This window comes from Rhodococcus sp. FH8, from assembly GCF_019266085.1.
GTDB classification, from domain to species: domain Bacteria; phylum Actinomycetota; class Actinomycetes; order Mycobacteriales; family Mycobacteriaceae; genus Rhodococcus_F; species Rhodococcus_F qingshengii.
Genome location: NZ_LPNQ01000069.1, coordinates 14,798 through 27,004 on the forward strand (window position 1 = coordinate 14,798; position 12,207 = coordinate 27,004).

The following is a 12,207-nucleotide window of genomic DNA, read 5'->3' on the forward strand; positions in this document are numbered from 1 at the left end:
TCACTCTGCCTCATCTCTCGTATAGATGGTTCACTTTGAGGGGCACGGATCACGGGGTTTGTGATTACGCGGCTTTCTGCAGGCTATCGGATGTGTGAGCGTTTTCGTAGTCGGCAGGGCTGAGATAGTTGCAGTACGAGTGCCGGCGTCGGGTGTTGTAGCGGGTGATCCACCGGAACACCGCGAGCCTTGCCGCCCGGGGCGATTCCCAGCGGGCTGCGCCTTGCAGCGTTTCGCGTTTGAGTGTCGCATTGAACGACTCGGCCAGGGCATTGTCCGCGCTCGTGCCCACCGCTCCCATCGATTGCGCAACACCCAAATCCGCGCAGATCATCGCGAAACCCTTTGAGGTGTATTGACTTCCGCGATCGGCGTGGAACACTGCACCGGCAAGACCGCCGCGGGTCAGTGCTGCGGCACCTAAGGCATCTTCGGCGAGTTCGGTACGCATGTGCTCGGCGATCGACCAGCCCACCAGGCGGCGGGAGAAGCAGTCGATCACCGTGGCCAAATACAAGAACTCATTGTCCCCGCATGGCAGATACGTGATGTCACCGACGTATCGGGTATTCGGTGCGATCGCGGTGAAATCACGGTTGAGCAGGTCCGGCGACGGAGTGTCGGCTGGTTCGGCGATGGTGGTGCGGTGTTTTCGGCGCAGTCGCAGGCCCTCGATGTTGTTGGCGCGCATGATCCGTGCGATCCGTTTGTGATTGATCCGCTGGTCGGCGGGTTGTCCGTGATTGATCTCGGCGGTGATCCGGGGCCGCCCGTAGGTGTTGTCCCACCGTGTGGACGGCGCGGATCTTGTCGGCGAGTTCAGCGTCGGCTGCGGCCCGGGCGGCTCGTTTCTCGGCGGCGTTGATCCATGCGTAGTACGACGAGCGGGCGATATCGATGACCTGGCACAACCGCTTCACCGGGTAGGTGTCGGAGTGGTCTGCGACGAACTGGAAGCGGTTCACCAGTTCGTCTCTCCGGCGAAATATTTTGCCGCCGACCGCAGGATGTCTCGTTCGGTTTCGAGCTTGGTTTTCTCCGCGCGTAGGTGTGCGACCTCGGCGCGGAGCCTGGCGGCTTCCTGCTCGGGTGTCTCGCCGGTGCCGGGCCCCGGAGCGGTGGCGGCGGGTCTGCGGATCGGGATACCCGCATTTCTCAGCCATGTGGTCAGGGAGCCGTGGGATACGCCGAGATCGGCGGCGATCCCGGCTACGGTCGCGCCGCCGGTGTCGCGGTACAGCTCGACTGCGTCGCGGCGGAACTCTTCGGAGTAATTTTTCTTTGCCATCGGGTTAGATCTTCTCGCTTTCCCTGGTCTGAGACCAGGATCAAGCGTGTCCAACCCGCGGGGTCAAGGCCCCACCACTCGCTTGTTGGTCCTCAATGTTGTTGGTTGTGGTCCAAGCCCGTCCGCACGGATCGATACCTCGTAGTTCGCGAGCTTTGAAGCTCTCAAACGAGACCGGAACCGTACGGATCGCTGGGATCGTGAACGGCTCATCGGAGGGAAGGCCATCGAGCCTCGTCATTAGGGTGCCGCGCGTTCTCGTTGGGTGGGGAAGCCACGCGAAGGAGATCAGACGTCGAAAGGTAGAGGTTCGTGAAACTATTCTGTGGGATTGATTGGGCCGAACGTCACCATGATGTGGCAATCGTTGACGGTGACGGCCTGTTGGTCGCCAAACTCCGGATCGATGACAGCGCTGAAGGATTCGGTCAATTACTTGGGTTGCTGTCCGAGGCGGGTGATTCGCCCGACGAACCGATTCCCGTGGCGATCGAGACATCACGTGGCCTGCTCGTCGCGGCGCTACGTGGAACGGGGAGAGCGGTCTATGCCATCAACCCGATGGCGGTGGCCCGGTACCGCGATCGGCACTCGATGGCACGGAAGAAATCCGATCACGTGGACGCGATGATGCTGGCGAACATTTTGCGTACCGATGCGCACGCGCACCGGACGTTGCCTGCCGACAGCGACCTCGCGCGGGCGATCACGGTGCTCGCCCGCGCTGCTCAGGATGCGATCTGGCGGCGCACCAAGGCAACCCAGGAACTGCGGGCACTGCTGCGCGAGTACTATCCGGGCTTCCTCGCGGCATTCGCCGGCAGTAGTCACACCAACCTCGCGATGCCAGATGCCCGCGCGATACTCGCGATCGCACCAACACCAGCGCAGGGCGCCCGCTTGACCAAGACTCGCATCGTTAGCGCACTGCGCCGGGCGGGCCGGCAACGTCGGCTCGAGGACACCGCGACCCGAATCCTAGAGGCGCTGCGGCGACCACAACTGCGACAACCCCTGCTGGTGGAGAAGGCGTTTGGCCGTCAAACGATCGCCTTGCTCGGCACTCTGAACGTCGAGTGCGAAAACGCCGATGAACTCAATGAGGCAGCCACCGAAGCATTTCGGCGGCATCCCGACTTCGAGGTCATCACCAGCTTCCCCGGTCTCGGTGAGTCCACAGGGGCCCGCGTCCTGGCAGAAATCGGCGATGACCGCGGCCGGTTCGCCGACGCTCGCGGGCTCAAGGCATTCGCCGGCTCCGCGCCCGTGACACGGGCGTCCGGGCGCAGCACCTGTGTGACCCACCGGCATGTGAAGAACAACAGGCTTGCAGCGGTGGGCTTCGTCTGGGCCTTTGCGGCGATCCCGCGACCGGGCCCGGTCAAGGACCAGTATGACCGGCGTCGAACACACGGTGACCGGCATGCTGCGGCGCTGCGCAACGTCTTCAATCGACTTCTGGGTCAGCTCTATCACTGCCTTCAGACCGGTCAAACCTACGACGCATCGAAGGCCTTTCCCGGCTCCGTTCATGATGCGGAACCGGCAGCTGCTTGACGACTTGCGTTGATCGGAGGTCTATCAGCGGTCCGTCGACGCCCCACACCCGGCGACACCACCCCCCGGATCATTGATGACAGGGGCGAGAAGTCATACCGGGTCTGGCGACCGTAGCCCTCGGTTTCAAGGACCAGCTAAAAGATAACGGGGCGTTTCCTGACTCCGTCTCGGATCCGCCATGGAATGGCGAGACAACAGCAGAGAGCGGGTAGGCGCAGAATAGTGCCGTCGTGCGCGAATCGGCCCGCACAAGTGGATAGGTGACCGGGATCGACGGCGCACCGTCGGAGATCGTGTAGGTGAGATCCATCGGCAGCCCTCCTGTTCACGTGAGGCGGCGCAGTCCACGAATGTGCGAGGTCTGTGAGGAGTGTGACCGTGCAACGATCAGCTCATCCCATTGTGCGCCCGACGACGGGATGAAATGACGTTCGTCATTGGTGTGTCCGGAGCGTGCGGCGGTAGAGACTGACGAGAGGTGCACTGAATACGGCGGAGATCTACGAGTGATGCGACCTGAACGTCAGGTGATACCCCGCCTCGGGTGGGTTGCACGTCGTCGACCGGAAGGATTGTCGTTTCCGGTCGCCTCGTACTGTGAACTACTATCTCTTTTAGTAGTTCACAGTACGAGGGGGCATCGGCGATGACGAATTGGTCGCTCTGGCGTTGGATCACGGCGTCGGCAGGGGCGGTGGTTGCAGCGCTCATCGTGGGCGTCCCCGCCGGGATAGTCCCGAGCCCGTTCTACCAGCGGATGACTCCGGTGCTGTGGTGGAACTATCCGGTGTGGATCGCGACCGCGATATTGAGCGGATTGATACTCGCAACGTACGTGCGCACGCAATCCAGTTCTGCAGCCCCCTCGCGTGTGGGCATTGGCAGTAATGCGCTGGCTCTGTTGGCCGTCGGCTGTCCGGTGTGCAACAAATTGGTGATCATGACTGTCGGTGTGACGGGTGCGTTGAATCTGTGGGCACCGATACAACCGGTCTTGGGACTGATTTCACTGGCTTTGATGGCGGGCGCGTTTCGGCAGCGGCTGAAAGGCGAGCGGGCGTGCAGAGTGCGCCCTCCTGTATCGAAGGACTTGATCGGCACTGCGGTCCCCGAACGGTCCTAGGACGACATTGACAGTTGCGATGTCCCGAGTGAGCCCGAGAAGCCTGTCGCACTCCCGAATCCTGCGAGGGACTCGGGAGTGTCAACTCCACTCCTTGTGGTGGGCGTTCAGTTGAGTCCGTTTCTGCGAGAGAAGGACTCGTGGCGTCCTTGACTCTCTCGGCGATGTCACGGTAGCCGAGAGACCGCTCCGGTATGTGGGTCGAACAGCAGGGACCCACCCTCGAAGTCGGAGCGTGGGCCGTTCACGGTGTTGTACTCATCGCTGATGGGGAGGCCGAGCATGCTGTTCTCCGCGCCTGCGGCTTTCCATGCCTCGTAGATTCGGCCGAGGACTACCCAGGCGTTGCCGGCGATTTCGTAGATAGCGCCATTTTGATAATTGGTTCGGATGAGGCCGCCGGGGGTGGGGGAATCGGTTTCGACCGGACCTCCCAGGGGTCCGTCCTGGGCGCCTGAGGCGGCCCACTTCGTCGCGGTTGCGGACTCTTGTGGGTTCGAATGTGTTGTGCTGACAGGGGGTTTCAGGCTGGAGTTGTCGGAGGGGGTGGCGGTCTGTGGCGTCGGGTCGGAACCGTCGCCGTATGAGGCCGCAATAGTTCGAATGGTATCCATTTGTGCGTACCCCTGTTCGCCGGGATCGGCGGTGTTGCCGAGGTCGCGGTGCGCAGAAATGATCGGGATGTCGACGGCGGCCCCTTCGGGGAAGGACGTGAATTCGGTTCCTTCCGAGTACATGGTCGTGCGTCCTAGTGGATCCAGGCCGGCCAGTTTCAGTCGCCACCCCAGAAAGGTTCCCACGGTGTTGATTTCGGAGGAGGTCGGCTGGGTTGACGTGTAGTCGCCCATCATTGCCACGCCTACTGTGTTTTCATTGAATCCGCCGGTGTGTGCTCCCTGGACGGGCTTGTCCAGGCCGCCGGCTCGGCCTTCGAAGATTTGACCGTATTTGTCGACGAGCGCGTTGTAGCCGATGTCGCACCATCCGAGCGTTTGTGCGTGGTAGGCATAAATACCACGCACGATGTCGGCGGATTCTTCCTTGGAATATTCGTTGCTTCCGGCGGTGTGGTGAACGACAGCTCCCCCGAGGAACTCGTCGTAGACGGGTGCCTCGCATCGAAGGGACTCGTCGGCTCCCCATTGTGCACGGGTGATCACGGAGAATCCCGGACTTGCATTGGTGTCGGCTGATTTCAGGGGAGATGCGGGACCGCTGCCGGGCTCGATGAGTACGGCGGAGAGATCACCTTCTTTCGCTGGGGAGCGGACCAATGGTTGTGTCAGGGCCGCAGGGGTGTAGGCGGTAACGAGGGGAGGGACGACGGGAAGCGGTGGTCGTGGTTGCTCACTCGGCACGGCCGGATTCTGGATGGAGGGGACGAGGAGTTGAACGGTATTCGTGGTTCCGACGAATACCGGGTCCGTGCCTTGCAAGTGCCGGCCCGGCGATGTGTCGGCTGGCGCGGTCGAAAGCCATGGGCCCCAGCCTCCGTCCGATTGGCGCGCTCGTACGGCCGCTGCCGGCGCTGTGGGGCCATTCGATGTCAACGCGACCATCCGAAATGGCTCTTCCCTGGTGATCTCCTTGACCGACATCTCCGAAGGGATCTCCTGCCTCGGTGACGGTTCGGAATCGACCTTCGGTTTCGAACGTGGATCATCGGTGGGCAGATCAGTGCCGGTGGCTGCGGCAAGGACATTCAATCCCAGCCTGAGCAGGGCTGAGAGGTCGATGCCCGTGAACTCTTTGAGGGGTATCGAGAGATCCGGAATGCTCGCAAGGGCGACGTCGGCTATCTGTGCCGCAGATTCGGAGGCTGACGAAGACTGTGCGGAGCGGACTTCGGGTGAGGTGTCCGTCGTGACATGGGAGATGAAGGGGCTGGCGACGGCGAGGGCTGCGACGGAGCCGAGGACCAGCGAGAATTTTGAACGTCGTCGTTGGGGCATATGGCAGAACTTCCTGTGATGCGGGAGTTTTCGGCGATTCGCACACCGACGTCGACTGTTGAGGTCCGGTGTCGGCCGGGTGGGTCGGATGAGGCCCGACATCGTCATTCTGCCATAAAGTCTCGACTGTTACTTGAGGGTTGCGGCGTGGATGTGTTCGGAGGGTGTTGGCGCGGTCGTGGAAGAGCCGCCGATGCCGATCTGTGAATGGATGCGCGACAACCATTGAGGCGCCCACCAATTGGCTTCTCCCATCAGTTTCACCAACGCCGGGACCAGGAGCATCCGTACGAGTGTGGCATCGAGTACCAATGCCAGAATCATTCCGACACCCAAGAACCTCATGATCGACAGTCCGGACAATGTGAAGGCTCCGGTCACGACGATCAGCAGGAGCGCCGCCGCTGTGATCACCCTGCCTGTGCGCTCGGCGCCGATGCGGACGGCCTCTTCGGTCGTTGCTCCTGCACTGTGGGCTTCTGACATTCGTGCCATGAGGAACACTTCGTAGTCGGTGGACAGACCGAACACGACTGCGAGAATGAGGACCACGAACGTCGCTTCGAGGGGTGCCGGTGTGACGCCAATCCACTGGGCTCCGTTGCCCAACTGGAAGATCCATGTCAACGCTCCGAAAGTTGCGGCCAGACTCAGGCATGCCATCGCCACAGCCTTGAGGGGCAGGACGATCGAGCCGAATGCAAGAAGTAAGAGCGCCAGCGTCGAGGCGATCATGATGGACACCATCACCGGAAGCCAGCGCTTGATCGCGGAGTTTCCGTCGTCGAAGGTTGCTTGGCTTCCCCCGACCAGATATTCCGTATCTGCAGGTGCAGGTAGCGCCCGTAGATTCGTAATCACGGCGCTGGCTTGGTCGGGGGGTATCTCCGCGAAAAGCGCTTGGGCAATGACGGTGTCGTCCCGCGAGGCGACGACGAATGCTTGGGCGATTCCGTCGATTCGGGCAGCAGTCGATACGACCGCGTTGACCGCTCCGGCGTCGGGGGTGGCTCCGCTCCGGCTTCGGAAGAGGAGGGTCGCTCCGTCGCCGGTGGAGGGAAATTCGGAGACCAAGGTCTGTGCAGCCGAGCGTGCAGGGTCGTCTGCGGGGAGGGCGGTGAAGGTCGCCTCTCCGAGTGAGGCGCTGGCCAAGGGCGTGGCCATGAGCATCAAGCCCGTCCCTATGGTGACTGCGACGGCGACGGGACGTTTCATGACCCATGACACGACAGTGCCCCAGAAACGGCGGGCTCTGGCTTCTCCTGAGTGCACGGCGTGTTCACGCCAGGTGAGCGCGTTGATTCGGCTTCCGAGGACGGCGAGGACGGCGGGGACCGCCGCGACGGACAAGATCGCGGCACTGGCGACGGCGGCGATTGCCCCGAAGCCCAACGATCGAATCACGGCTTGAGGAAAAACCAGCATGCCGGCGAATGCGCAGATGAGAAGCAAGCCGGAGAACATGACTGTTCTCCCGGCCGTCATGGTCGTCCGGAGTGCCGCTTCGCGAGCGTCGCCTCCGGATGCGGTGAGTTCTTCACGGAAACGGCTGACGATGAAAAGCCCGTAGTCGATCGCGAGTCCGAGCCCGATGAGGGAGGCAACGTTGAGGGCGAACGAATTCACTTCGGTGAGTAGAGTCAGAAGTCGTAGTGCTGCAAGGGAGATGATGATCGCGAAGATCCCGACGAAGACGGGGACCGCTGCAGCGATCAACCCACCGAAGATGAAAATCAACAGGATCAGTGTGATGGGCAGTGCAATCGATTCCGCCCGGACGAGGTCGGACTGCAGACGGTGGTTGAAGGCTGTCCCGACTATCGAGCCGCCAGCGAATTCCGCTTGCGCTCCCTGGAGTTCGAGTAGGGGCAGCATCTCTGCGGTGTTCGCTTCTTGACCTCGAGGTCCTGGGTCGAGGGTGATTGCGATGGCGGCTTTGGTTCCGTCTGTCGAACGCAGAAGAATTTGTTCGGGTGGGGTCGATGACCAATACGACTTCACCGAATGAGTGGGTACCGATGCGGTGAACTTGTCGAGCATCTCCGTTGCCCCGCTGGTGAGGTCGGTGAGTTCAACACCTGCCGCGGGGGTGTAGATCGCGACGATGTCGGGGGTTTGTGGCCCGAAATCGGCCTCGACGGTACGCGCGACCTCGGCGGAATCGCTACCCGGATCGGTGAATCCGCTCTGCCCCATCTCGCGGAAGACTCCGATGCCCCATATCCCGCTGGCGGCAACTGTCACCATGATGACACCGAGAATCCACCAGGGGCGGGAGACGACGAACAATGCCCAACGTGTCATTTTTCTCCGTGATATCGAGCGGGACGGTGGATTGGATCGAGACTGTTCCCTGCGGCAAGACCCCGACGACGCCGATGCGCAACCGGTCTTGTCCCTGCTGTCTTCTTGACGGTATGGCGTTGCTGTGCAGGAACTTACGACCGAGTTCAGTGATGAACGGTCGACCGTGCCGCACGGTCTGTCGGGTGCCGAGCGTTGTACGGTACGCCCGGAGAATCAAACCACATGTACTACTATGATGCATAGTAGTACATGTCGCGTGCGATGCGGATTCCGATACATCACGAAAGGCATCAATCACGATGGTCGATCTCGTCGAAAACGTCCCCCGTCGAACTCCGGTAGAGCAACCACCTCGTCGAGGGTGGATGCGGGTGGGCGCGCGGGCCGTGGGCGCAGTGACGGCGGGTGGAGCGCTGTATCTGAGTTTCCCTCCGTATTCAGCGTGGTATCTGACTCCCGTCGGGTTTGCTCTTCTGGTGCTGGTCCTTCGCGGCCGATCGGTGAGAACTGGCTTCGGGTACGGGTATCTCGCCGGATTGGCGTTCTTCGTCCCACTGCTGCCCTGGGTAGGTGTCTACGTCGGAGCGCTCCCGTGGCTGGTCCTTGCGGCGATCGAAGCATTGTCGATCGGGCTCTTCGGGGCGATGGCGGCGGCGCTGAGTCGACTGCCGTGTTCGGTAGTGTGGATCGCCTCGGTGTGGGTGCTCCTCGAAGGGGTTCGCTCGCGACTTCCCTTTGGCGGCTTTCCTTGGGGGCGTCTGGCATTCGGTCAGGCGGACGGTGTGCTGTTGCCCCTGGCCGGCGTAGCTGGAGCCCCCGGCCTGAGTTTCGCCGTCGCGCTCCTGGGCTGTGGACTTGCGGGGCTGATAACAGCGTTGAGCGGTCGGCACTGGATGCGAATGTTCGCATGCATGGCGATTGTGACCGTTCCGCTGATGTCGGCGATGCTGCTTTCTGCACGTCCTACGCCCGCACCTGCGGCGATGAGCACAGTTGCCCTCGTTCAAGGAAACGTCCCACGGCTTGGTCTGGATTTCAACTCCCAACGCCGCGCGGTGTTGGACAACCACGTCGCAAAAACAAAGGAATTGGCCAGGGATGTCGACGCGGGACGGCTCCCTCGGCCGCAGTTGGTGATCTGGCCGGAGAATGCCTCGGATATCGACCCGCTACGTAACGGGGATGCGGCAACGCGCATCACCGATGCTGCGCGAGCGGTTGGTGTGCCCATTTTGGTCGGTGCGGTGCTGACGCGCGAGGACGGAACCACCTTGAACAGCGCGATCGTATGGGACCCTGATTCCGGGCCCGGGGAGCAGCACGTCAAACGAAAGCTCGTCCCGTTCGGTGAATATCTGCCGCTACCCGGTGTGATGAATGCGCTGTCCTCGTATGCCGCTCGAGCGGGAAAGTTTGTGCCGGGTGACGGTAACGGTGTCGTTACTCTCAACGGCACTCCCACTGCCGTGGCCACATGCTATGAGGTCGCATTCGACGACCTGGTGCGGGACTCGGTGCGAAGCGGTGCCCAAGTCATCACCGTCCCAACAAATAACGCGACATTTGGGCGTACCGATATGACGTACCAACAACTCGCGATGTCACGGGTTCGGGCGGTCGAACACGGGCGCCCCGTGCTTGTGGCCGCGACGAGCGGCGTCAGTGCGATCATCGAGTCCAACGGCGCCGTACTTCAGCAAAGCGGCATCTTCACCGACGACGTACTGGTAGGCGATGTTCAACTGCGCTCGGACATGACTCTGGCGACACGGATCGGTCCTGTGCCCGAAATCGTGATCTCACTGCTCGCGCTCGGAGCGCTGCTGGTGAGCGTCACTTTTCGGGTTACCCGCGCCGCTCCACCTACTAAGATGAATAGTAATTGAGAGCGGTTTCGTATATCGTTTCGTTACATTCGGATGGAGGCGCTGCTCAACGCGGGTGGTCCACATCGCAAAAACATGCGTGGTACAACCCGGAGGAGTGCAGTTTTGTCCCGTCACCGTAAGGAAGCCGGCGCCACATCCCGGCACGTCAGTGAGCTCGTTGCAATATCCGTCGGGTCGGGAAACTGCCAGGTCGCCGTTCGTGGGAGACATCGCACGATTACGCGCCATGGAGACAATGCGGTCGTGGCAGCCACGATGGCAGTCGCGGCAGGAGCGCTGATCGCCGCGGGAACCCAGATCTCCGGCCCCGCCCTGGCAAATGCACACACAGTTCACGACGAGTCCGACCAGTCTCGTGCAACACCCGATCCGGCGTCCGACACTGTTGCGGATGCAGCTCCGCCGCAAGCACTCATTTCTCCGACCACGGCCGGTGCCGGCGAACTGGTCGATCAGCTTGCCAAGGGTGCATGGCTGGCGGAACAACGGGACGCGCTCGAATCCGCGGTCTCGATCCCCATCTCGACAGGATCTGTATCCACCGGATCGTCGGCGCGCACGATCAAGCCTGTATCAGGCACTCTCACTTCAGATTTCGGACCTCGATGGGGAACCACGCACACAGGTCTCGATATCGCGAACGAGATCGGGACTCCGATCTACGCTGTCGCAGACGGGACCGTCATCGATTCCGGGCCAGCTTCCGGATTCGGGTTATGGGTTCGGCTCCAACATGACGACGGTTCGATCAGCACCTACGGCCATATCAACGAAACCCTCGTCAGCGTCGGGCAGCAGGTACGCGTGGGCGAACAGATCGCGACAGTGGGAAACCGCGGTCAATCCACCGGGCCGCACCTGCACTTCGAGATTGCAGACCCCTCGGGGCAAAAGGTAGATCCCAAGCAGTGGCTTGCGTCTCGGGGTGTGGAAGTTACGGACTACACCAGTTCCTGAACTACGGCCAGGTGCACCCACCAGGCTCCAACGTGACGCCGAGACTTCATGTTTGAAACCAACGCTTTCGGATTTGAGTCGACGAGAAGGTCGGTACCCGCCAGGTATCGACAGGGATGAAAGATGATCAGATGCGCGCTCAATGGCGGTGGACGGTATTTGCTCTTGCGGTCGTCGCCCTGCTCGTAGTAGCGATGTGGCCACGGGGACGCGAATCGACTGAAGTTGCGCAACCACCCGCTGCCACTGCCTCTCATGCCGGGGGATCTGCCACGGCCGACGGCGCTTCGCTCGCTGCACTTGCCGTCGCGGCGGCACTGCGTCCATGCCCCCTGCCTGATCCGCAACGGTCCGCCTCGGGACAGCTGTCCGGCGTGAATGTTTCATGCCTCGGGTCCCGGGAAAAATTCGATGTAGGAGACGCCCTCGCCGGCGAACCGACATTGATCAATCTCTGGGCGTCGTGGTGTGCACCCTGCCGAGAGGAAATCCCCATTCTGGGGGCTTATGCTGAGGAACCCGATTCAGTGAGGGTCGTCGGCGTCAACGTACAGGACAGTCAATCGTCAGCCTTGGCGCTGCTCGCCGACCTCGGAGTGCACTACCCCTCCTATGGCGACGCCGACGCGGTTCAAGGAACACTTGTCGCACCTCCAGTTCTGCCCCTGAGTTTCGTCGTGCAACGCGACGGCAGTGTCGAGCGGGTTACCGATCCTCCGGTCTTCCGTAATACCCAGCAAATTCGCGACGCAGTTGCGGGCATGGTGCGGTAATGCGTTGGGGGAGAACGAAAAAGCGGCCCCTGAACCGAACCGGAACTGCGTCCGATCGGGCATTCGTCGATCGTTGTCGGACTGACTGTAGTTTCTGACCAGCTCCCGAAAGTCGGGGACGGATGCGGGACGGCAGCTTGACCGTGGGGATGGGTGCAAGTTCGTCAGGCTGCTGGAGGAGCGAGTCGCCAGAGTCGGAACGTGGTTCGTCCTTGGTGAGGGCCGCACTAGTGTCGACGGCCATCGTAAGCTCCCCACTGGCGGCCATTTATGGCGCATTTTGTGGCCATGGTTTCTCCCCGCGTACGGCCAGATAGTTCCCCACCTGCTGTGAGTCAGATTCGGTCCCGGCAACGCT

Annotated in this window: 7 protein-coding genes and 1 pseudogene; 5 read left to right on the plus strand and 3 right to left on the minus strand. The window is 61.7% G+C overall.

Annotated features, from left to right (window positions below; all coding sequences use genetic code 11):
• Positions 1 to 64: 64 nt before the first annotated feature.
• Positions 65 to 1,288, minus strand: a pseudogene (locus ATN38_RS18200) (IS3 family transposase).
• Between the two features lie 312 nt (positions 1,289 to 1,600).
• Between ATN38_RS18200 and ATN38_RS18205 the strand changes: the two are divergent.
• Complete coding sequence (locus ATN38_RS18205) at positions 1,601 to 2,845, plus strand: IS110 family transposase (protein ID WP_029537710.1); 1,245 nt, start codon at positions 1,601 to 1,603, stop codon at positions 2,843 to 2,845.
• Positions 2,846 to 3,494: 649 nt separating this feature from the next.
• Positions 3,495 to 3,971, plus strand: coding sequence for a hypothetical protein (locus tag ATN38_RS18210; RefSeq protein ID WP_019747353.1), 477 nt, complete (start codon positions 3,495 to 3,497; stop codon positions 3,969 to 3,971).
• 167 nt (positions 3,972 to 4,138) lie between these two features.
• Here the strand turns inward: ATN38_RS18210 and ATN38_RS18215 are convergent, their stop codons facing one another.
• A complete protein-coding gene (locus tag ATN38_RS18215) occupies positions 4,139 to 5,923 on the minus strand; it encodes an N-acetylmuramoyl-L-alanine amidase (protein WP_019747354.1) in 1,785 nt (594 codons plus the stop codon).
• Between the two features lie 129 nt (positions 5,924 to 6,052).
• Positions 6,053 to 8,227, minus strand: coding sequence for an MMPL family transporter (locus ATN38_RS18220; protein WP_030537797.1), 2,175 nt, complete (start codon positions 8,225 to 8,227; stop codon positions 6,053 to 6,055).
• Between the two features lie 368 nt (positions 8,228 to 8,595).
• On the opposite strand from ATN38_RS18220, the gene lnt reads away from it, so the two are divergent.
• From lnt to ATN38_RS18235, 3 genes are all read left to right on the plus strand, one after another.
• Entirely contained in the window at positions 8,596 to 10,116 is a 1,521-nt protein-coding gene (gene lnt / locus ATN38_RS18225) for an apolipoprotein N-acyltransferase (protein ID WP_042445853.1), read from the plus strand.
• A 246-nt stretch (positions 10,117 to 10,362) separates the two neighbouring features.
• Complete coding sequence (locus ATN38_RS18230; protein ID WP_037127163.1) at positions 10,363 to 11,076, plus strand: M23 family metallopeptidase; 714 nt, start codon at positions 10,363 to 10,365, stop codon at positions 11,074 to 11,076.
• Between the two features lie 116 nt (positions 11,077 to 11,192).
• Complete coding sequence (locus ATN38_RS18235; protein ID WP_256931959.1) at positions 11,193 to 11,849, plus strand: TlpA disulfide reductase family protein; 657 nt, start codon at positions 11,193 to 11,195, stop codon at positions 11,847 to 11,849.
• The last annotated feature ends 358 nt before the right edge of the window (positions 11,850 to 12,207 follow it).